At 48.3% G+C, this 21,977-nt stretch carries 27 protein-coding genes; 20 read left to right on the forward strand and 7 right to left on the reverse strand.

Annotated elements, in window-relative coordinates; translation table 11 throughout:
* The first annotated feature begins 234 nt into the window (after positions 1–234).
* Positions 235–2,892, forward strand: coding sequence for a conjugal transfer mating pair stabilization protein TraN (gene traN / locus Electrica_RS26510; RefSeq protein WP_007372250.1), 2,658 nt, complete (start codon positions 235–237; stop codon positions 2,890–2,892).
* Between the two features lie 44 nt (positions 2,893–2,936).
* Here traN and Electrica_RS26515 read toward each other — a convergent pair whose 3' ends face one another.
* From Electrica_RS26515 to Electrica_RS26545, 7 genes are all read right to left on the reverse strand, one after another.
* Positions 2,937–3,707, reverse strand: coding sequence for a putative periplasmic lipoprotein (locus Electrica_RS26515; RefSeq protein WP_007372251.1), 771 nt, complete (start codon positions 3,705–3,707; stop codon positions 2,937–2,939).
* Positions 3,708–3,834: 127 nt separating this feature from the next.
* Positions 3,835–4,365: a FlhC family transcriptional regulator gene (locus Electrica_RS26520; RefSeq protein WP_007372252.1), complete on the reverse strand. Its 531-nt coding sequence runs from the start codon at positions 4,363–4,365 to the stop codon at positions 3,835–3,837.
* 2 nt (positions 4,366–4,367) lie between these two features.
* Positions 4,368–4,898 carry a hypothetical protein gene (locus Electrica_RS26525; RefSeq protein WP_016241572.1) on the reverse strand — a complete coding sequence of 177 codons (531 nt, stop codon included), beginning with the start codon at positions 4,896–4,898 and terminating at the stop codon, positions 4,368–4,370.
* The gene (locus Electrica_RS26530) at positions 4,891–5,451 is read right to left on the reverse strand and encodes a transglycosylase SLT domain-containing protein (protein ID WP_016241571.1); all 561 of its coding nucleotides are present in this window, start codon (positions 5,449–5,451) and stop codon (positions 4,891–4,893) included. The genes Electrica_RS26525 and Electrica_RS26530 overlap by 8 nt, the downstream gene beginning before the upstream one ends.
* Positions 5,452–5,480: 29 nt before the next feature.
* Entirely contained in the window at positions 5,481–6,011 is a 531-nt protein-coding gene (locus tag Electrica_RS26535; RefSeq protein ID WP_016241570.1) for a hypothetical protein, read from the reverse strand.
* A gap of 14 nt (positions 6,012–6,025) precedes the next feature.
* Complete coding sequence (locus Electrica_RS26540; protein ID WP_007372253.1) at positions 6,026–7,048, reverse strand: ParM/StbA family protein; 1,023 nt, start codon at positions 7,046–7,048, stop codon at positions 6,026–6,028.
* A gap of 846 nt (positions 7,049–7,894) precedes the next feature.
* Positions 7,895–8,158, reverse strand: coding sequence for a hypothetical protein (locus Electrica_RS26545; protein ID WP_128297794.1), 264 nt, complete (start codon positions 8,156–8,158; stop codon positions 7,895–7,897).
* Between the two features lie 73 nt (positions 8,159–8,231).
* Here Electrica_RS26545 and mobI point away from each other — a divergent pair, with 73 nt between their 5' ends.
* The 19 genes from mobI to dinG all read left to right on the forward strand — a co-directional run bounded on the left by mobI (position 8,232) and on the right by dinG (position 21,959).
* Positions 8,232–8,663 (forward strand): conjugative transfer protein MobI(A/C), encoded by a 432-nt coding sequence (gene mobI, locus Electrica_RS26550; RefSeq protein WP_016241569.1) that lies wholly within the window; start codon positions 8,232–8,234, stop codon positions 8,661–8,663.
* An 876-nt stretch (positions 8,664–9,539) separates the two neighbouring features.
* The gene (locus Electrica_RS26560) at positions 9,540–10,229 is read left to right on the forward strand and encodes a hypothetical protein (protein ID WP_009652897.1); all 690 of its coding nucleotides are present in this window, start codon (positions 9,540–9,542) and stop codon (positions 10,227–10,229) included.
* Between the two features lie 594 nt (positions 10,230–10,823).
* Positions 10,824–11,387: a hypothetical protein gene (locus Electrica_RS26565; RefSeq protein WP_007372259.1), complete on the forward strand. Its 564-nt coding sequence runs from the start codon at positions 10,824–10,826 to the stop codon at positions 11,385–11,387.
* 12 nt (positions 11,388–11,399) lie between these two features.
* Positions 11,400–11,816 carry a hypothetical protein gene (locus Electrica_RS28680; protein ID WP_016241566.1) on the forward strand — a complete coding sequence of 139 codons (417 nt, stop codon included), beginning with the start codon at positions 11,400–11,402 and terminating at the stop codon, positions 11,814–11,816.
* A 121-nt stretch (positions 11,817–11,937) separates the two neighbouring features.
* Positions 11,938–12,189, forward strand: a complete 252-nt coding sequence (locus Electrica_RS26575) for a hypothetical protein (protein ID WP_007372261.1) — start codon at positions 11,938–11,940, stop codon at positions 12,187–12,189.
* 15 nt (positions 12,190–12,204) lie between these two features.
* Positions 12,205–12,477: a hypothetical protein gene (locus Electrica_RS26580; RefSeq protein WP_016241565.1), complete on the forward strand. Its 273-nt coding sequence runs from the start codon at positions 12,205–12,207 to the stop codon at positions 12,475–12,477.
* 13 nt (positions 12,478–12,490) lie between these two features.
* Positions 12,491–12,874, forward strand: a complete 384-nt coding sequence (locus Electrica_RS26585; RefSeq protein WP_007372262.1) for a hypothetical protein — start codon at positions 12,491–12,493, stop codon at positions 12,872–12,874.
* 62 nt (positions 12,875–12,936) lie between these two features.
* Positions 12,937–13,641 (forward strand): hypothetical protein, encoded by a 705-nt coding sequence (locus Electrica_RS26590; RefSeq protein WP_007372263.1) that lies wholly within the window; start codon positions 12,937–12,939, stop codon positions 13,639–13,641.
* A 168-nt stretch (positions 13,642–13,809) separates the two neighbouring features.
* On the forward strand, positions 13,810–14,982 hold the full coding sequence (locus tag Electrica_RS26595; RefSeq protein WP_048213837.1) for a hypothetical protein: 1,173 nt from the start codon (positions 13,810–13,812) through the stop codon (positions 14,980–14,982).
* A 792-nt stretch (positions 14,983–15,774) separates the two neighbouring features.
* Entirely contained in the window at positions 15,775–16,110 is a 336-nt protein-coding gene (locus Electrica_RS26605; RefSeq protein WP_007372266.1) for a hypothetical protein, read from the forward strand.
* A 147-nt stretch (positions 16,111–16,257) separates the two neighbouring features.
* The gene (locus tag Electrica_RS26610) at positions 16,258–16,851 is read left to right on the forward strand and encodes a hypothetical protein (RefSeq protein WP_007372267.1); all 594 of its coding nucleotides are present in this window, start codon (positions 16,258–16,260) and stop codon (positions 16,849–16,851) included.
* Between the two features lie 92 nt (positions 16,852–16,943).
* Positions 16,944–17,210, forward strand: a complete 267-nt coding sequence (locus Electrica_RS26615) for a hypothetical protein (protein ID WP_007372268.1) — start codon at positions 16,944–16,946, stop codon at positions 17,208–17,210.
* Positions 17,211–17,318: 108 nt separating this feature from the next.
* The gene (locus tag Electrica_RS26620) at positions 17,319–17,777 is read left to right on the forward strand and encodes a hypothetical protein (RefSeq protein ID WP_007372269.1); all 459 of its coding nucleotides are present in this window, start codon (positions 17,319–17,321) and stop codon (positions 17,775–17,777) included.
* A 35-nt stretch (positions 17,778–17,812) separates the two neighbouring features.
* Entirely contained in the window at positions 17,813–18,289 is a 477-nt protein-coding gene (locus Electrica_RS26625; protein WP_007372270.1) for a hypothetical protein, read from the forward strand.
* Positions 18,290–18,363: 74 nt separating this feature from the next.
* Positions 18,364–18,639: a hypothetical protein gene (locus tag Electrica_RS26630; protein ID WP_007372271.1), complete on the forward strand. Its 276-nt coding sequence runs from the start codon at positions 18,364–18,366 to the stop codon at positions 18,637–18,639.
* A gap of 114 nt (positions 18,640–18,753) precedes the next feature.
* Positions 18,754–19,026 carry a hypothetical protein gene (locus Electrica_RS26635; RefSeq protein WP_007372272.1) on the forward strand — a complete coding sequence of 91 codons (273 nt, stop codon included), beginning with the start codon at positions 18,754–18,756 and terminating at the stop codon, positions 19,024–19,026.
* A 154-nt stretch (positions 19,027–19,180) separates the two neighbouring features.
* Complete coding sequence (locus Electrica_RS28515) at positions 19,181–19,486, forward strand: hypothetical protein (protein WP_016241563.1); 306 nt, start codon at positions 19,181–19,183, stop codon at positions 19,484–19,486.
* Positions 19,487–19,498: 12 nt separating this feature from the next.
* Positions 19,499–19,792, forward strand: a complete 294-nt coding sequence (locus Electrica_RS26645) for a hypothetical protein (protein ID WP_007372274.1) — start codon at positions 19,499–19,501, stop codon at positions 19,790–19,792.
* A gap of 94 nt (positions 19,793–19,886) precedes the next feature.
* Positions 19,887–21,959 carry an ATP-dependent DNA helicase DinG gene (gene dinG / locus Electrica_RS26650; RefSeq protein ID WP_016241562.1) on the forward strand — a complete coding sequence of 691 codons (2,073 nt, stop codon included), beginning with the start codon at positions 19,887–19,889 and terminating at the stop codon, positions 21,957–21,959.
* The last annotated feature ends 18 nt before the right edge of the window (positions 21,960–21,977 follow it).

Genomic DNA, 21,977 nt, shown 5'->3' on the forward strand with positions numbered 1-21,977 from the left:
GATAAGGCCAGTAATACCAAACATGTCCATAAGTACCTCCAGTCGGTAATATTCAAGACGCTGAAAACACCCTCGTTTTGCCGTCCTTCTTTATTGTCTGAAACCAGTCTGTTTAATACGCTGCCTGCTTAATCCTTCATTTTAGTAGCTTCGCATAGAAATGCTGGCTGACGAAATTTAGTTACCGAGATCTCTGATTTCATAATCAGTAACCACGACAAAGGTGATCATAGAATGAAAAACCTTTTCCGCAAAAAATGGTTTTACAGACCACTCTGCACAATAACGATGTTATGTCACCTTGGTGTTGTATCCTACGTGCCGTATGCCTTTTCAGCAACGACCCAGGAAAACGTTACATCTGCCACTAATTTCTATAAAACACTGCCGCAAGTTTCAGCTACGTCAAATGGTACGGTTCAGTATGGAAAAGGCCAGGCCGTTGATTTGAACTCTGCTTATCCAAATCAAGGTTCATCAACTTCACTGGATAGCCTGAAAGGAACCTACGGAGATGACAGCAACACGCTAAAACTGGGCAATACAACCAACGCCAATCTGAAAACCGAAAATTCACTGCGCGGCGAAGCTTACCGAACGCTGGTGGGCTCAACGAAAACTACAGCAAACATTAAACCTGATGATTCCATCTTTGATGGCCATAAAGACTTCCTGGAGAATCAGGATAAGTACATGCAAGATCTTGGTGATTGTTCTATGACCAAGACCATGACGAATAAGGACACCGTCAACCATATCCCTGATTATCGCGAATGTACCCGTACCACAAGTGTCAGCGGCACATTCACCCTCTACCATCCTTACGTTGCCGGTATGCTCTCGCATTATAGTGGCGCGGCGAACATCGGTTCTTGCGGCACTAACTGCATCGAACTCTGGCTCGGGACTGTCGGTGATAACTACTGGGACGGCAACTGCACAATATTTGAACAGGCAATGGCCGTCACTGTCTACAATCCCCAGGCAGTTACCAGCGCCAAGATCATCAGGGCTAAATGGGATGATTACATGCAGATTTATGTCGGTGGTACAGATAGGGGTAGTTTGGTTTGGGCAGGGCCAAAAGGTTTAAACGTCTTCCCGCCAGAGACATCAGGAGCCTGTGAATTAAAAACAAGCTGGGATCAGTCGATTAATGTAGATGTAACAGCACAAATCCGAAATACCCCCCAAAATGGCGTTCTTAATTTCAAAAACCGTGTGTCAGTGACTGGCAGCGGCGAAGGTTATGCTCTCATTTATATTTACTTTGACCCAAACAAAATTATCTCGGATAACGCCTGGACTGTTGATAAACCTGAACAATTCGATACGTTGCTGAAGGCCATCAACGCCGGGTATTGCCAGAATTACACGGTAACCTGCCGCGAGACAGTCATTCCTGATGCAAATGGGTGCGCAACCATAAATGGCGCACGTATCTGCGAAAACCAGCTTGCTAAGCCGCCGATCGGAGGTCTCTCACCTTTCTGTAAGTCTGCAACGGTAGTTTCCAACTGCGGAACCGACGGTGGCGTTAACAATACTTGCAAGCAGTACGATGCAAACACTGCATGTAAATTCATTAAGTCCACTTGCATAACAGGTGCGGAGGGTGACAAAAATGGGTGCTGGCAGGCAACCGAGGTATGGGATTGCGGAACGGATGTCGTTGTACCCAATACCTCCTCCACCGATACCTATACTTGTCCTGGCGCTGTGCAATGCCTTAATGGGTCTTGCCTACAGCCTTCTGCTGAACCAAGCGGCGATTTCAACAAAGCAGTTGCAACTCTTCAGGCCGCAACTTACGCATTGAATGAAATGAAGTGTGGCGATGATACTGACGAAACCAACCGTTCCTGCACTCTTTTTAAAGGTGAGTCTGCACAATGTAAATCGGCGATGGGGGGATGGGTGGATTGTTGTGATCAGCCCGTAGATGTCAGCTGGATTCAGTATTTGCAGTTGTCCTACTACACTCTAAAAATTGCTGATGCTGTCTCTGTAAAAGCCGGTATGTTCGAACAGGGAAAAGGTATTTTTGACATGGGTTCCGAACTTATGACTAATGCCATCGATACAATAACTCGACCAGCTATTTCCGCTTTCAACAGTCTGGTTGGGTCGGCAGGTACTGAAGCGGCTCAGCAAGCTACAGAAGCAGGTTTGTCCGGTTTGATGAATCAGGCTATAGGAGCGCTGACGAAACAAGTTGCTCAATGGACTCTTGATACCTTCGGCCCTGCTGCGACGAATCTGATATTTGAAAGTGCGGCCTCTGGCGGTGGCGCAGCCGTAACATCGTCTGGCCTGGCTACATCTGTTCAATTGTCGTCAACTATTGTTTCGGCAATATCCGTGGTTGGATATGCTTACATGGCGTACCAGATTGCTAATATACTGGTCAACATCATCTGGGCTTGTACTCCTGATGAATTTAAGCTTGCCGTTAAGAAAGAAACAAAATTGGCCGTGCATATATCCAGCTGGTGTGAAACAAAGTTTCTGGGTGTCTGTATCGAGAAACGGTCAAGTTATTGCACGTTTGATTCTCAGATTGGTCGCATCATTCAGGAACAAGGGAGACCAATGTTAGGTATCGGCTGGGGGGATAAAAAGAACCCGGATTGTCGACCACTGACGTTAGAAGAATTTGGACGGATTGATTTTAACAAACTCGATTTGTCAGAGTGGATTGGTTCACTTTACGAGGCGAAACTTTTACCTAAAGCGTCGGAAATAAATCTGGATAAGATAACCGGTAAAGGAAACGTATTGAATATAGATGGATCTCGCCAGAACTCCCTGGAGCGATTCCAGAGCGGTGTTGACAGTATCGATGTTGATGCGGCGAAATCTAGCACAGAGGCTGTTTTGAAAACTCAATAGCTTTGCAGGATAAGAAGCCCCGACTTTATGTCGGGGCTTTTTTTTTACTTTCTGAACAGGTATTGCTTACCGTCACTGAATACCATTGGTTCATGTTCAGGAGAGCCTGGTAAGAACAGAGCCCGCTGAGCACCCAGTTCTTTACTCATTTCTTTAACCAGACCTACGTTAGAGGCTCGTGTTGCATAGAGGTTGAAGCAGTCATTACCGATAATGAATGTCACCTGACCGCTGGTGCTGATAGGTGGTTTCGGCAACGTTGGAGCTATATCAGCATACGATACCCAATCACCGTTCGTCGCTTTCCGACGAACTGCATTTTCAACAGCACCGCCTTTCCCCTCACACATCCCACCAACTTTGTATCCATCCATCCGGGTTAGTGTTTTCCAGAAAATCGCATTGACCTCACGCTCATTATCTTCCTGAGATTTACCGTTCCATGACGCGACACGCACCACGCCATCAACAATAGCAGTAGGCTGTTGGGCCGTTAAAACAGACAGCACAGGGATGAAAGATGTGTGTGTCGCGAAGCCCGCAGCCACATCGGCCACTCCATTACCTCCCAGGTTGGTTACACCTTTTTCACCAGCCTTAACCGGGGTTTTGAGAGGGACAAGCTGCCCATTGGACGCGAAACCGTTATAGATAAGGTATTGATCGCCAGCATCGGTGATCTGACGTAAATCCATCGCTCGGGCAAATTTCAAAGCATCAGATGGATTGCTGTCAACCGGCATAGCTGGTGGTTGAGAAGCCGCGCAACCAACTAACATCAGCGATACCAAAGCAAGACCAGAGATTTTCTTCATTTTATTTTCCTTGGGACACCAGTAGGTTTGTTATTCAATACTAACCCGACTCATTCACGTGACGAAGTATCCAGGCAATAAAAAAGCCCGTTAAAACGGGCTTTTTTATGAAATTTAACTTAGTCACTTACGAGCTTTCATTTTCAGCTTCTGTATCAGAGCAGAACGGACAAATATGTTTTTTCCGTGGACGGTCACAACTCTGCGGTGAAATAAATGAAAGATCGCAACGGTAACACCTTACCATACGTATTTCTTCAGCTCGAAAATCACGAGCAAGAGTCCAGGCCTCGTTGGCATCAATCATCATTTTCGAGGCTTCTTCCGGGCGGAATTTAAGGTTTAGTTCCCGGTAGATTTCGAACGCACTCACCACATCAACGATGTTGTCACTGTTGTTTGGGTCTTTCGAACGACGCAGATAGATGCTCATAAAATTGGTTGCCTCAACCTTTTTATGTGTCGTATTGAGCAGCGTCTCTGAATGTTTAAGTCGTCCGATTGATACATCACTCAGATGGAACTCTTTTCGCAAAAAATCAATAACACGGTCACTTGCATTAAGCGAATGCACAATGATCTTTCTACGAAATCCTAATTTTACCATTTTCTGTGTTAAAGCAAATTTATCTTCATCCCGGACAAGAGCAGCCTTCATAATCAATTACTCCAATGAGAATAGCGCGACTGTAAGTAACCTGTTAATTCTAAGGTTGGGTTGGGGGCTCCAATAACTGTACTGAAGTCACAATCTACTAAATCGGCAAATGGACGAATAGGTTTAAAATATATTTTGCCGGTTATGATTGCATCGATTGTTTGTGCATCATCCATACGTTCGACAAGCTGTACGGTTTTTTCATTATCAAACCAGTAGAACGTTTGGGCAACAGTCCCCGTATTAATGAAAACACGAACACTGAATACCAGCAGGGCAAGCCGTAGGATGTATGAGTCATGACGAACGAATTTTTCTACCTCAGTAGATATCTTGCGCTCGGGATCATGACAGATATTAAAGATGGGCAAGTCATACTTCTCCATCGATAAAGCGAGCTTGGCCTGATTAGATTTCTCTATCAAAAATTCCCGGTCTCCTTCTGCTAACTCAAAAGGGCTTTTATACAACGATTGCGCACGGGTAATAATTGAGATGGCAGTCTGTAGAAAATACAAATTTTGATTAATCATTTTCGATAAGCCTCTTCCATACGCGTAATACGCGCTGACCATATTCACGAGCCTTGCCTTCCAACTTAGGGTTTTGAGTGTTGTATCCACCTATCGCCAGTTCTATATCGCCAGGGTTAGCTTTGATGGCTGCACACAAAGTCTTTGCCCCGATTCGGATGTTTGTATCGACATCCAGGAGTTCTTCAGGATGGTTAACATACTGTCCGTTCCAACGAAAATTAATTTGAACGATTCCAATATCTGTTACCGGAGTGGCTGAGAGATAGCGGGCTAGCGCTCTCTTTGCATCTTCATAACTTGTCGGGTAATACGACCCATAAACATAGTTGTTCAATGCCCAGGGGCTGGGAACAACATACCCCTTGGTTCCTGCATTATTTTTACTCTCGGTGAGTGCCACCGCGTAGAGAAGGTACGGATCGAGGCCACACTCTTTCTGGGAATGCTTTTCCCAAGAAGTGCCACGAAGATCTACAAGCCTGGCGTTCGTACTCGTGCAGTAAGCAGCACATAGTAAAGCGAGCACCAAACTCTTCGTTGCTATCTGCATTTCCCCTCCCCACAAACCCTACAACGGCATCAACTTATGCGAACACGCCTTGGTGTAACCTTTTCATTAACGCCGCTATCTTGATTGTCGCCTGTCTCCCCAACGCCCGATTTATCTCCAGGATTGGGATCCGGTATTTTTCCAGCAATCTCAGGCTTACTGGTAAGGTTCGCCGTCGATAACTGGTCATCTTTAACTTCGAACTCTTGAATATCACTGCCCACACAAAATGGCGGGCCTGTATTGACTATATCGTTGCTAACCACGTGACGAAATTTTGGTTCAGTGTCCTCATTTACTTTGGGTAAGTGGCCGTCTCTCTGACTAGTCATCAGACCAGTCTCATTTTCTGTATTCGGCCCACGGACTGATTTCTTCTGTTCTGATTTACGTTTTTTTGAAGTCTCACGGACGATACCGGGTATAAAACTGTCACCTGCTAGCAATGCTCGGTTTGCCAGCGCCAATAGTGAACTGCTGCGCTGGCCAGACTGTTTTGATTCCAGATAATTAATCAGCTCTGGAAACAGTATTGGATTAATCGTCACTCGAACTTGCATGAAACCCCCTTTGCTCAATCATCGCCGTAAAGCATCAAGTCAACGCCATAGTTCCAGAAACCAATGGCATTACTGGCAACAGGCAACGGGCTCGATACGATCCTGGCTCGGGGGAATTCTTCTCGTATGGTCTGTTCGTAGAACCTTGTCCCACCACCGGCAGCTGCAATGATATGGACTGGCCCGAGAACCCTTGTCGATTTTCGCAACTCTTTGACTACATCACTGGCGATGGAGGGAATAGCTTCTTCAAGCAGAGGACGTAGGGAAATGTGGCGGAACCCATTAAAGAAAGACTGCTCATTGTTACGGAGAGCGATTTCAATAATTTCTGGTAGATCATCAATTCGCTCTTCCGGGTTATCGGCATTAAGGCGGTTCACAATGCTTTCGATAATTGCACTGGTTGCTTTTAATGATGAACCTGAAGAGCCTGATACCCTGCTTCCGCTCTTAAAGGCGATGTAGTCCATCGAGAAGAAGCCAGGGTCAACCACGAGAATGGTCGACTTCTCTAATTCTTCCTGACTGATAAGGCCCGGTCTGTTAACGATGTCATTGATGACACCAACGCCCTGCTGAAGAACGAGGCATTTTTTAACAGTCACTGTTTTTCCTGGCGCAATAGTAAACGTACCGGTGAGCCTCGCAGTCAGTTTCGCGCGTTCACTTTCATTAGCAAGACGGACAGGTAAACCAGTTACTACCAGGTCGATTTCATTGCCTGCTTTAGCAGTGATTTTATCCAGTGAGGCCAGATATAGTGCCAGGTACATTTCTGTCATGTGGTAACGGTCATGCAGCTCACGCGCATCGGGGCGTTCGGTAAAAGCCCGCCATTCTTTACCTCCTGGGTACACCAACACTTCATGTTCGCAGCTACGCTTTACCAGCCGCACATCATCTACTGGCTCATTCGTAGCGTAGGCCGGATAAATACTGACTGTGGGTTTGTCATCCGCTGAATCCCCTACAGCAATTTTTACATTGCTGTATCCAATATCAATTCCGCAGACAACCAATTTGTCATTGCTCATTCGTTAACCCTGCAAGTTAAAAATGAATTACTGCCACTCCGATAACATTTGAGCGCCAAAAAGGGGTTCGCACTAACGTAAAGAAAGGTGGCCTCCCTCTGTCAACGTCGGGAATTAACCGTTAACAAGTTGTAACATGGTATTCAAACGATCATCGATTACCATTTTTTTTATCGGCAAAACGTCCCCATTTTTGACATTAATAATGGCTAGATACGGACGTTTAAAATGTCAGATATGTACATAAATGCTGCATGAAACTGGACGTCATATATGGCTAAATCCGGCCCTAAAAACCTTAACCCCTAACCTAAATCAGACTGAGGAAATTAGGTGGTAATGTATGAGGGCAACACATTTAGATTGGCTTTCCGCCTGGGGATTTCGCGGAGTATATATACTAAAAACACATGCTTCGGTGAGGTGAATTAAGGTATGTTGTGGCGATTACTCAAGGGTACACTTCGTGAAAATTTTACTTAAGCACAAGTTATAATTTCACTTAAATATGCATATCTCCCCTTCACTTCCCCCCCAAAAAAACTCTCTCAAACTAGTATATATACCTACAAAATGTGACATAAATCACTATGAAGTTACTGTGATTTAGGATTGATCCTGAAGACGGAGGGAGGTGATGGAAGTTTCAGCTGCGTTTGCCATTGTATTCTCCAGAAAGGTAACAAAAAGTGGAAAAGCCAGAAACATAAGTTTCTGCCATATCATATAGCGACTCTACATAATCGTTTACTAAGAGGTTTGTGCAGCGGTGGGCGTCATCCCGTTAATCGCCTCTACATTAGGGGAAGTAAGTTTCCATTATATTCCCCAGAAACCTATTAAAAATCAGAAATGCCCAGAAACGTAGTTTTCTGCCATATCATATAGAGATTGGCAAACTGCTTGATTAAAATAAAATGGCTTGATAAAAGTACCCGTACAGATAGATATTAATAGCTCAATCACCAGATTGCCATTGTATTCTCCAGAAACATGCAAAAAATGAGAACACCCAGAAAGATACTTAACTGGAGAATCAATCTTTCCTGTTTTGGAACTGAAAACTAAAAATCGAACCTGAAAAGGAGTTTTCTCTTTCTCCAGAAACATAGAGTTCTGGCGTAATAATAGAGATTCTCTTTTTTGGGGTTAAGTCCTAATCAAAAAACATCGAGGTGGTTTTATGCAACTCGTCGGGTACATCAATGATCTGGAAAAGGCTCGTGATGCGGTTGATTCAGCCGCAGAACTTCTGTTTAACGAGGCCAATAGTCTTCGGGAGGAATACTGGGACAAAGCTATTGCTGATGACGAGAAGGCACGGTACAGCTTTAACGTAACCAGGCAAGGAACAACTATCAGGATCCGCTGGGCCAGATTGACACCTTTGCGCAAAGCTGGTGGAGGCATTGATCGTGTCGTTCCCAAATACCTACCTCTCAACAAAGGCGAATCATATCCACCAGCGAAATTTAAGGATGCAAGCCAGCGAGAACTTGCGCTTATCGAACTGTATGAAGGTCAGCTTATTTGGTTGCGTGATGAGTTACGAAAAAACCGTGCAATTCGGCAGGCACTTTCACTTCGAATAACTCACCTAAGAAAACAGCTTTAGAAATACAAACCGCTCTGGAGTAAACATAACGGATATACATGAATACCAGGCGATGACCTGGTATTTTTGTTAGTGAGCCTTCAGGCGATCTGTTAGTGAGCCTTCAGGCGATAGCGGACTTATCGCGGCGGAAATGAATCAGGATGATCGCAATATGATCGCGAGTGTTTTCGCCCGGGTATGATCGGGTGGGAATGCAGCGGACTATTTCGCGGGCGCGAATATGGAAGGTAAACAAAGCGGAAGCGATAGCGTCGGTTTTCTCTATTTTTACATCGGGAGGTTGAGCATGGTAATAATCAAACCGCACGATGTCGGAGGAAAGATGAATTTCCTCCGGGGGTTTTTATGGGCAACCGGAGGTTGCCCTGGTTTTAATCGCCGGGGAAAACCAAAAGTGAATAACCAACATGGTTTTCCTCCGGGGGTTTTTGTCGCGGCGAGTACCGCTTAGAAATTGTGATCGGCTATCGAAACGGACAATATGAAGTCGATACCCTCGTTCGGAATAACTTCCCTCCCGATACACGCGTAAACAAAACGAAACCATTAACAAATTATCGCTCAGATTATCAAAGTGGATCATCTCCGTCTCATACCAGCCAAATTCCCTTGTAAACCGATCTGTATTCGCAAAAGGATCCGTTATTGGGATAAAACCACGCCAGAATCGCCTCAGAACGATTCTGAGCTTATCCCCCTGGTATTTTCACGATCGGATTGATTAAAACGCGCCTGAGCGTTTTGAGCGCGTTTTGTAGATCGACATATCTGTAAATTTCCTGAGTATGGTTTGGCTATGCCCTGATTTTGTTCCGAACGGGGAAGCCGTTATGATTAGGTCTGAATGTAAAGCACTTGTAGAGGTGATGCGGTATGAGTCACGAGCGCATTGAGGTTTTTGGTGATGGAGGCAGCTGGATAGCCGAAAGGCTTAAGTCATTCAGGTTAACGATCTTGGGTCAAAGTGAGTCGTTGTCTATCGTCAGGAACCCGACTGACAATTCTGCCTGGGTGACTCACGATGATACCGGCCTTGTTTTATGTCCCCTCCATGTTGATGGTTCGTTGGCCCCGGATATCGCTGAAGCTACTGAGACGGTGGAGAAATACATCTCCCGAGTGAGCCCTGCGGGAATATCAGCACGGATAAAGCAAGCCCGTAACCACCTGGATAGAATTGCCGCACCGGTAGACTCACGTTCTGCGGCAGCACTGTTAAGACGTGGCGGAATCCCGATTCTCTCACTGCGAACCACGGAATATCTGAAGTGGTACGAGTTGTTAGCGAGACTGGCGAAAGGTCAGGCTCTGTCACCATCCATCTGGGTGGATAACTACCTTGCCGGTGATACACCAGAAAGTGCATGGGCTAATGGACGCGGACTCTATGAGTTAATCAACAATGGGAATATGACATCAGCCAATACGATTTTCCCGGTCTGGTATTCTGTAGCTCTCGCACTGGGAAGATTCACAACAGAAGAACTACCTGTGATGAACGCCTGGCCGAGCTATTGTGATGGAACCCGTGTGGAGAGTTTTATCCAGTTGTATCGTGATTAATTCTTATTCATATGTCATATGATTAACGCTAAAGAAGATCTGCGGTAAGTCTGGCCGTTACCCGGAACCCCGGGACAGACCGAAACTTGCTTTCGGGTTGTCTCGGGGTTGGCCGAGCGAAGCGCTGGCAAGCACCACACCTATTTTGAGGAGAAGCCAATGTTAATTTCGTATAAGAGCAAATTGAAATTAGGATCTATCGCACTATGTTCATTTGGTGTAGGTATGGGCGTTATGCTATCAAAAACCGTTCCACTATCTTTAAGCGCTGTAGTAGTACTCGCCTTTTTCTGGTTACTCTCAATCATTTGTTTAGGGGTTGCTGCTTTCTTTTGTTCCGATTGAAATTGTGTAGTTCATACAGTACCCCGAATAATCCCCGCCTTTGTCAGTAGATAACCGTGAGGCAGACCGAAACTTGTTTTCGGGCTGTCGAGGGGTTGGCCGAGCGAAGCGCTGGCAAGTACAGACCATATTGTTCCCCCTGCATTTCTCATCGCTAAATTCTTTCTTGAAATATCGTCAGATTCCCTGTTTGTCACCCACCAGCCTCATGTTGTTATTGACCTAACTGCCATTCAATGGGAAGCAACAATGTTTAATTTAATCGCGAAGGCTAAAGAAGCAGGTTATCAATTCTGGATCAGTGCCTCCAAGGTACTGACAGTTACTACCGGAACCGAGATGGGGCTGACGATTATTAAAACTGTAACTGATATTAACCCTTGCTTGCTGGTGGCGGAGTTAATGAACCTTGGGATCACGTTATCCCCAGATAATAATTATTTCTGCTGGTTGGATAGCGAAGGTGTCCTTTGGGCCGTTGACCGCCACCATCTCTATCGAGGAAATACAGGGGAGCATGGGGTAAACTGGGATGTCGTCTATCATCACGGCATGGTAATTAATACCCCTGAGCAGGCATCCATCCTTTTCAAAATTCCCCACATTGGGCGCTTTACTGCCACTGTAATGTATAGCGCTGGCTATACACCCGACTGGGCTCTTCCAGCCTTTGTTGATTTTTCTGGTGAACCGGATCATGAAACAATACTGTCGTGGTTATCCGAGGTAGGCATTCGTAATGCAGGAATGCATCTCGAAGATATTGAGTTTCTTTCTGTTGAAGAAAATCCCGACGCTTATATCTCTCTTTAATGAGGTCTCTGTATGTCAAACGTTAAACCTTATTCCTGGGTAGTTCGCTTCGATGTTGCTCCTCAGTGGGTAGCTGACGGCTTTATCATGACAGATACCACAGCTCTCGAAATGCTATCTGATGTTATCAACTATGCAAACGATCACGAACTTGCCGCATTGGTTATTTCAGCACCCGATGCAGAAAGAATTTCCGAGGAGCAAGGCTATTTGGCTTCTAACAATGCGGAGCTAATGCGTCAGGTGCTAATCGGCTCACCGCAGGCATATGCTAAAGCATCTGTGGCAAATACCCTGCTAAAGGCTATAACCGCACTTGAGCAAACGCAGGATAATAAGCAGGTCGTTAAAGAACTGCATTCCAGCCTCGCTTTACTGACGGGCAATAAGCCTATTTCGGACATTATCTGGTTTCCAACCCCAGAATAATTCTTTCATAAAGAGCTTAAATCTTTAGCTCATTTATTTATGGATTTTCTATTCGTCAGCCACCCAGCGTGTGTTTAACTGAAGTTAGTAAACAAAACGAAAAACATACGCGGGGTGATTTATGAATACTGCAATTCATCAAGTACGAAATAACGTTCGTCGCACTACATCTGCACGTCCTGTTTGTTATCCAGTTCGCCCGCAGACAGAGAAAGAACTTTTTTCTGTAGGCCGCAGCCTCTGGTATCGCTACACCACTTCATTTGGCCCGTGCCGTGAAGTTCACCATCATCATGTGCAGCAGCTTGCACACCTGGTGGGTAAATCTGTTGGCTATGTTGAACATGCCATTAATCATTACCTCACGCATTGAACGAGGCGGCTTAATATGTCTACTCAAATCTATTGTGCGGTGCTTCGCCATTTCATGATGATGGCTGCATCCTCCCAGCACTCATTGATTGTGCTGAAGCAATTATATAACGCAGAGATTTCATCGAAAGCTCACCTGGCCGGTCTCTCCGTGTCCGAAGCTGAAGCGCTCCTGGCTCTACCATCCACCAGCTGGCGCAAACGCGATGATGTAATTCATGAGCTGAACATTCGCCTTAAGCAACTCACTAGCGTAGCCACACCGCCAGCTCAACAAGTCGCAAACTGAAGGAGTCTATAACATGCTGCCATTTCTCATTTTGCTGTTCTGCTCATCGCCTGAGACGGCGCGAATGATCCTAATCTACGCTACCGATGAATCTGCGGCCCGCCTCCAGGCGCTTGAAGATTTCGCACGTCTGAATGATTCGGGTTTTGCTGCTTCCGCCCAAACCCCATATGAGTGGGAGAATCCTCACGGTGACCAGCTCTTTATTGAGTCGGTATACCCGGTTCCATCCGGCGATTTATCTGCTATCCGCCGTATGCTCGGGGATGACGATGCCCCATATACCGACAAGCACCTTATTGCCGGTTTACTGGAGGACAGCCGACGTATCCAGATGATTGAACCGAATGCCGGTACTCTTTCTCGTATTGCTCAGGCAGAGCAGTACCTTCAGTAGACTTGTGTTCCGACCGCCCACCAGCAGGTGGGCTTCGGGCTAATTTCCTGTACGAGGTATGTATGCAAGGTACACCACGCTGGTGGCAGAACGGTCGTCGGGTGCAGGCCGTTCTCGCAGAGAATCAGACCGCAGATGTAAGGCTCAATATCGGCCCAGAAAATGACTTCTGGTTTACTGATGATGGTAATAATCCTGTTGCTGTGCTTAGGGTTATCGGCCCGGTCTGTCCACTGGATCCGCTAAAATTCACCTCCAGTATCACTGATGTCCTTCCTGAAGATGTCCATAGCTATAAAAAAGCCCTTCAGGAACACCAGATGATAAACCGGCCTGTCTCGTTCTATCTTGCACTTGCCGATGCCTGGTTGCTTGTTAACGAACAGCAGCCGGTTTACCAGTTCCGCATCCGAAACCAGTACAACGGCATGACTACTGAATGGAATTCCGTTGCCCGGGACAAAGTCATTGAAGTGATTAAGATGCAGCCGGAAACCGCTGAATTCCGGGTTCTCGTCCCATCGGCTCCTGAGCCTGCTGCGAATGCCCGGCAGTTGATCTCAGAAATTGAAGGTCTGCGTGAAGCTATTGGGAAACTCTACCCGGCAAATACTGATGTACGTCGTATTGCCAGAAACAGCGGCTGGATGCATGTATACGACGACACCAATGCCAAAATGAACTTTGCAGACAATGCCAGAAATACCCCTTATCTCGATGCCTTTGTGACTCAACTGCATCTCTTCCTCACAGATGATCGAGAGTAGATGTAAAACCTCCCTGAATCTTTCTGCTCTAACCAGCGCTGTCATATAGCATTTTTTTGACGGCGCTGCCGGTTGCGCTTTTATCAAACATGGTAAATACATTGTTTCATGCTGTCTGGCTCCCGGGCGCGGAGTTATCGTTGATGGAACCAAGTTGAGATATTCGAAATGAAAAGACCAACGGCACATAAAAATGACCGTCTGCCGGTGCGAAGATCTAACCCTACAACGCCTCAAGCAAGAGAGCGCGTTATTGCCGGGCTGGTGGCCTCAGCTACATCTGACTTCGTCTACCTCGTTCAGTGGCTGAAATCAGGAAAGCAGAACGGTGACCCTCTACAGCTATCCAGATGGGATAGCCTGAGAAATGCAATAAGCCACCTTGAGACGCTTGATGCTGGTGTACAACCTGACTGGCGCAAAGTCCTCACCCTGGTGTCGCGGGAAATTCATACCAGCCATAATGTCCAGGCGGTTGTTACTCCTCCGTCTAAAATCGCCGGTGGTATACTCAGCAACCTTAACGACATCAGCCAGAAGATAGCGACCGGGCTTGCTTCCCCTGACATGCTCGGCAGGCTCGATTATATGCTTCAGTTGACCGCAGGCCTGGCAGGTGGTGATGATCTGACGCAAAGCATCCGTAAGGTTTCAGACAGTGCAGAAAAAGCCCTACGTGGTTATGACAAGCCGCAGGCAAAGGCCAAAACGCCTAAACCGGCCCCACCAGCTCCTGCATTCCGGGATGATCAGACGTTCAGGCAAGAGTGTGCGCCACTGATTGGGGTTGATGACCTCTTTGTTCTGGCTAATTGCCTTATTGCGATGTCCGCCCGCCTGGGCCGTTCTCCTGTCAGCCTAGCGAAACGCGCAGCGGGTTTAAAAGGTGTGATTAAACCCGATATGCTGGCTGACCTGCTGGAGCTCTTACAGCAGGACGTGGATCTGACCGCCCTGGCCCCGCCACCCAGGGTTAAAGACGATAATAGCCGCAGTGATGGAGGTAAGCTCGTCGGTTTAACCGGGGTCGTCGAAGGTGGCGCGTCAATCGGTGCTGAAGCGCAGCGTATCATCACCGCAGAACTGAAGAAGCACTCGCCGCTCACTTCGGCGCAGCGCGTATCTTTCGATACCGCCCGTGCGGGTCTGGCGCTGGAGAGCGATACATTCCGGGTTATTGAAGAGATCAGACGTATTGCAGCATCACTCAACTGGAGACCGCTGGCTGTCGCGGCCCATGCCGCGCATAAATCGCCTGGTATCCGCCCGGAGATTGCCGGGGATGTGATCACGTTGCTGGCGCAGGATGAGGCCTTAACCACCAGCAAGCCTAGCCGTTAAGTACCTGCCGCGCTGACTACAGCTTACCTCGCGATATTGCACCAGCAGCTCAGAAATAATACCGGTATAAACGTCCGCGTTTTGCCGGTATTTTAATTCGCCCTATTTTTAGAATTAGCGATAATAGCGTTGCTTATTACGTATTTTTACACTCAGAAACCTTCGTCACATGAATAGGGTATGGTTCACTGAATAGACAAAGACGTTAAATCTGGTCAGCTACAGAAAGGAGGATTTATGTAAATGCTCTCGTTACGTTCAAACTCTTAAAAAACTGCCGCGCCTGCCTATATAAGCCAGGCTGTAGACCTGAAGTCTACAAATTTAGCGTTACTGACAATTCACAATCCAGTGAACCGGCCCACACTAAGGAGGTTATATGCGAACGCGTAACTTTAAATCTGAGTCTATGTAATCTGATCAGCTGGCGCTGCCGAGAATGGCGGACTCCGCTACCCCGGTGATAGACCGGGGTAGCAGGAAGAAAGAGTAACGATTTACCGGTTTTAAAACCAAATTTTCGTCAAATGGGATACAAGCGCCCAAGGCCGGTTCCCGTCTGACAGACCGAAGTTGTGATGTGTGCATCGCCCCCCTGGAAGTTGTTTTATTGAATTGCTGTGTGTAGTTTTGCGGGGATAATACCCCGCTTTTTTTTTGCTTATTCTTCTTCGTCACCCCACCTTCCTGTGCCATCATACGTATAGAAAATAACTTTTCACTTCTGACCCTTTTTCAGTTGAAGTCTTATGATTTGATATTCCGCTAATACACACACATTAAGGAATGAAAATGAGCAACGATATTCATAACAAAATTGCTGATGCTTTAGCTTCTGTTGGTTTAAAACTTTCCGATGGATATACCCGGGCCGCACTCTTACTGAAGATGAAAGGTTCAGTTAGTCTCAATTTTGCTGTTGATGGCAAACCTGTCACTGTCACTCTCCATATGACTGAATCGGGTGATGTTACTGCTACCACTGATTATGACGATTCAACCGCTACTGCCGCAGCAGCAGCCGCAGCCACTACAACGCCAACACAAGAGTCGGTGGAAAAACCAGCAGAAGAGTCGGTGGAAGAGCCAGAAAAAAGTAATACACGAAAAGGCCCAAGGCCTAAGTAATAACTGCGCTGGAACTACATGTTGGCATAATTATAAATATCAAAACTGGCGGGGTTAAATCCCCGCTTTTTTATGCCCGATTTCCTTCGTCACCTGAATACCCCGTGAGACTATAAGTAAACAAAACGAACAACACGGGGCAACGCCATGACCACCAGCAAAGAGAAAAATGTATTCTACGTTCACTACTATGAATCCGACTCCAGTGGTGGCGAACTGCCACTGATGCGCATTGAAGCGGAGAACGAAGATGAAGCCAACCTGATCTGTCTTCGCAACCTCGCGGATGTTTATGACGTTGATCATGACGACATCAGTCTTGAAGACGGCTTCGAAGTGAACGGCAATAGCGTTTATCTGCAAGGTATCTACCCGGCGACCTCAGAGCAGGCACTGGTAGTTGATGCGGTATTTAATATGACTTCTGTAGAACCAGTCGCTGAGGCTGTGACCGGCACGGCGGAATCCGCCTGCGGTATCAGCCTGGTCTCTGATAAGGTCTGGCTGGAAAGCTGGTTCGACCTCGAAGACAAATTTGCTGATCAGATGGCCCACGTCGCTGAAGATGACAAGTCTGATACACGCTTCTTGCTCTACCGTGACCAGGTCATCGATGTGCGTGAATGCGAGACATCTTCTGTCCCAGGCTGGGATCTCCAGTTCGGCTTGAGCGGCGGTACGCAGATGCTATTCATTCGCCTTTCTGATGATGGCGATCACGTTGCACTGGGTCTCGAATAACTGCTGCCTGCGCCCGGGCTTGTTTGCCCGGGTTGCTCCCCTCCCCTGAATCAAACCGAGTATCATGACATCATTCTGAGGAGTACCAGACGATGAGCGAAGTAAAGCACTTCAGCATCACGAAAACCGTTGATTTTTACATCAATGAAGCATCCCCGGAAATTATTGCGGGCCGCAGGATCTATCTGGAAACCGTATTGATTCCTCGCCTTCGTACCGGCCTTGCCGTGCTCAATAAGATGGGCCTGACCGAGCGTGAAGATATGGAGCTGCGCGATGTGTACCAGCGTGGCGTGGAATTTTTTGACAAATTGTTCGATGGCCCTGTCCCGCAGGCCAATACCACCACCAGCCACTAATCCGCAAATTTTGTCCTTTTTTTACCCGGCTCTGACTTCGTCACCCGGGTAACCAGTGATTTAATAAGTAAACAAAACGAACATACCAATAATCACTGGGGATGCACCATGTTTAAAAGTCTGTCTGAATTGATGACCAGCGTTGGCAAGACTGATGCGCATAAAGTCTCGATAGTCCAGGTTAAAACCGGTGTCACCTCGTGGGGCCGCAAAAACCAGTCATCCCGGCCTACGGCTGAATACCAGATCTGGATGGATACTCCTGACAACGACAGTCGTATCGTCCTGAAGCTGAATTTCGTGCTGAGTTCCCGCCGTAACCAGCCTGAGAAGAATGCGCCCCTGAATATTGAAATCAGCCAGTACGCTAACTGGGATACGGTGAAACGCGCCTGGGCGGAATGCGCTCCTGAACGCTATATGCGGCTGGAGAATGAAACGACAGATGAGTTTATGTCCACCAGCGGGGTCTGGGAAGAAGCATCCGTCATCACCAATGACATGCAGCCGGATTACCGCTACTTCTATCCAGGCACGTCCTATTACGTGGCAAACGACAGCTACTGAAGCCAGAAAACACACCATATAACCGAGGATCTACCATGACCGACGCTATCCAGACTGCCCCTGAAAGCTTCAGCCTTTCTTCCCTGACCGACCTGTATCGCACAGTGCAGGCAACCGAGTCCCACGCTCTTTCAATGATGCGTGTCCAGAGGGGGATCACCTCCTGGGGGAGCCGTCGTATAACTGACCGCCGAACTGAGGGGTTCACCGTCTTTCTGGATGCGCCGGATAACGCCAGCCGTATTACTGTTAAAACGGAGTTCGTGCTGAATGCAGCAAAGACCGGCCCTGATACGTCTAATGATCTGGTGGTGGAAGCGCGTGAACATTCAGGCTGGGATGAGAGCCGGAATTGTTTCACTGTTACCCGCGAGATCGGCGAACTGCGGGTTAATGCTGGTGGTGAAAATCATGCTGCTACACTTCGTCAGCTGTGGAAGCTGCTTCACGCGCAGGCAAAAGCCTACCAGTCCAGAAATACTGCCGGTAACGCCACCTGGCTTATGTTCTGATAAGCCCCGGGCATGGTAATGTGCGTCACGACATTACGCCGTGGCGCACTACGTTCGTTTAGAAGGAAATGAAGATGAAAATAAGCCAGCTGGAAGTCGGGATGAGTGTCTGGTCGGTTAGCCGGGTAAATATGGGCAACACCACACTTAAAACAGTTGTCGTCCACCCGGTCGTGATTGTCGAAGTCCATGATAACCACGTCATAGCCACCTGGAATGGTAACGCCCCGCGTCGTTTCGGTGAGTCCGTCGTTAAGGGCTGGAAGAAAGAAAAGCCGTTGCTGATCCGTGAAGGTTTCGGGCAAATGCGCCTGGCTACCAGGGAAGAGAAAGCGCTGGCTGGTAAGTAACCCCCTTCGTGACCTGTATGACCCGTGGTGTAATGGCTCCGACAACCTGGCAGTTTTCGCAACGCAACACTCTGCCGCAAATCACCCTCCACGGGGCCAGACAGGGAATACACGATGACCGATGCCATTCTCTCTGAAGAGCTGTACTTCAAATACCTCAACACCTACGAACGCGAAAGCAGGTTTCGCATTGACTCTTTTCGCTTTGATGGCGAGCCTCAGTGGACAACCAAATTCGGTCAAGCTCGCATCCGCCCTTCTCAGGTACGTGTACTGCTCTGCCGCTGCGGGGCAAACAACTGGAAAGACGATGGCAGGTTCGCCAATGAGTACTGCTGCGACAGCTGCGGACAGTTCGTGGAGGTGCTACAGCATAACGACCGTTGATTCGCGTCCCGGGGCCGGAGCTGATGGCTCACTGATAAACCATTTCAGACCGACATATTCATTCTGATAATACCCGACGTATCGCCTTCGTCACCTGCCGGGCCCGTGTTGTACTGGTATCAGTACAACATAAAACGAGATCACGGGGCGCATCATGCAGACACTGACCGACGTATTCAGCGATAAGGCGAATAAAGCCTTTCATTCGATTTTCGCCGATTTCCTGCCCACCAGCGCGGATGGGGTAATCACCTTTACGGTTCGCGGCTATGGCGGAAAAACTGCCTGCATGACCGTCCCCTCTGGAACCCCGGTTTTCGTCTTTGGCACTGAAGAGCTCGCCGACTTCCATCGCTCCGCCGTGGCGGGTGAATTCTACATCGTTGATCACGGTGGTTTCCGCACCCTGAATCAACAGGTAGAACGTGGCCGCGTCCCAGTCATCTACGACATCCTCTGAAGGGATCCGATTATGGCAATCGACACAGTTTACCGCCTGCGGCTCGATTTCGACGTGTATAACGGCGATGTCATCGACACCAAAGAGCAGGAAGACAAAGACCAGATCTCCATTGCGAAAATCACCCAATTTATCTTCGATGCCTCCGTTCGGCTCAAGCTTGATGCCTGCGAAACCAGCGATGGCGGGCCAGCACATGGGCCTTACTGTGTTCTTGAGCACTGCAACCGAGCTGTACTGGAACAGGCCGAAACTGAAATTAAACGCTATGTGAGACGCTTTAAAGGCCATTCACTGGAAGACTGATGAACCCGGTACATCCACCAGCATGAGGATGTACCTGACTTCGATAGCCGCTGCCGGGCTGTGCCTCCTGAGCAGCAGAGGACAAGGTACGGATATGCCAGACAATAAACCCCGGATGACTGCCGCTGAAATGACTGAGCGAGCCTATCACTTCTTCCTGGACGCAAAGGGTCTGTCCCCTCGTGCCGGGCAGGTAGACATGATGGCGTTTTGCAGCGCAGTCGTTAACGCTACCCCCGCTGAGGAGCAGTATCGCGTCGGGGTTATTGAGGCCGGTACGGGGACAGGGAAAACACTCGGGTATTGTCTGCCGCTGATCCCCCTGGCGATGGAAAAGCATAAGACGCTGATCATCTCCACGGCAACCGTTGCGCTTCAGGAACAAATCATCTCCAAGGATCTGCCAGAAATACAGGCGAGAGCGGGCCTGAGCTTCTCCTATGCGATGGCGAAGGGCCGTAGCCGTTACTTCTGCCAGATGCGCTGTGACGTTCATATGGAAAGCGAGATGAATGCCTATGGCTACATCCGCGATGATGTGGAGGATATCAGCAAGGCCTTTGCTGGTGGTCACTGGACAGGAGAGCGTGATTCCTATCCTGATGAGATCAATGAGGCGGTATGGGGTCGGGTCAATGCTATTGGCAGTCAGTGCCCTAAAAAGCGTTGCCCACATTATCACCGTTGTCCGTTCTTCCTCGCCCGCGCCCTGCTGGAGTCGGTGGATGTGGTTATCGCCAACCATGACATCGTATTGTCTGACCTGTCACTGGGAGGCGGTATTATCCTTCCCCCGCAGGAAGAGTCCATTTATGTGTTCGACGAAGGTCACCACGTTCCGCAGAAAGCAATTAACCACTTTGCGACCTCCGCCTCTCTCGATGCCAGCAGGCATTTCATGAGCGAAATCTTCGACATGGTAATGACCATGCCAGAGTCCTACGGCGGGACTATGGAAAAGCACGTGCAGCAGCTGGTGGAGCTTGCGGGCCATGCCGGTGATGAGCTCGGTGAGCTGCGGGGGACACTTTTACGCTCCCTGAACTGGCGAAACGATCACGAAATGCCAAATGGCACGGAATCGGACATCTATCGCTTCCCGGAAGGTTTCGTTCCTGAAGATATTGCGGCCCTGTTTAAGCCTGGGTTAAAGACAGTAAACGAGATGCAGAATATCGTTGTGAAAATGACGGCGATTGTAGATGAGGCCGGGCGGGATATCAGCGAGGAAGAACTGGCCCTTCAAAAGATGGCTGTCGGCGAGCTGGCAAATCGCCTGGCGGGTATGCATCAGGCTCTGGCCTCATACTGCGGGAATAAAACCGTCTCTGGTATGCCTATGGCCCGGTGGATTAACGTCCGTCGTACTAAACGCAGCACCGAAGTGGTGATTAATTGCAGTCCGGTCTATGCGGGCGAACACCTGAAATCCGAGCTCTGGTCGAAGGCTTATGCCACCATTGTGACCTCGGCAACAATCCGCTCCCTTAGCAAGTTTGACGCATTCCTGGAGCAGGCCGGTCTTCCAGTCGATACACCTACCCTGCTGGCCCGCAGCCCGTTTGATTACCAGAACAACGGCGTGTTGTTCATCCCCCGTATGCGCTCGGTTCCGACCAATCATGAAGAACATACGGCGGAGATCATCGAACTCCTTCCCAAACTGGTGCTTCGGCTTCAGGGTTGCCTCGTGCTGTTCGCCTCCCGCAGGCAGATGGAAGAAGTCAGCAAGGCGATGCCTCAACACATTTCACCGCTTCTGCTGATACAGGGGGCACTTCCAAAACGGGAAATACTGCTGCGCCATAAGCTCAGAATCGACCGTGGTGAGCCGAGCATTATCTTTGGTATGGCTTCTTTCAGTGAAGGGGTGGATCTGCCTGGCGTGTACTGCAACAACGTCATCATTGCCAAGCTGCCTTTTAGCGTTCCGACCGACCCGGTGGGCCAGACCCTGACGGAGTGGCTGGAGAAAAACGGGCGTGATGCTTTCCGGGAAATCTCGATACCGGAGGCCTGCCTCAAACTGACCCAGTCCGTTGGTCGGCTTATCCGCACAGAGAGCGATACCGGCGCGGTGACTATCCTGGATAAACGCCTGAAGACAAAAGCCTACGGGAAAGACATCCTCGCATCCCTGCCCCCTTTCAGGCGCGAAATTCGTTAATCAACAGTCGAGAGGTTG

The organism is Klebsiella electrica (genome assembly GCF_006711645.1).
GTDB classification, from domain to species: Bacteria; Pseudomonadota; Gammaproteobacteria; order Enterobacterales; family Enterobacteriaceae; genus Klebsiella; species Klebsiella electrica.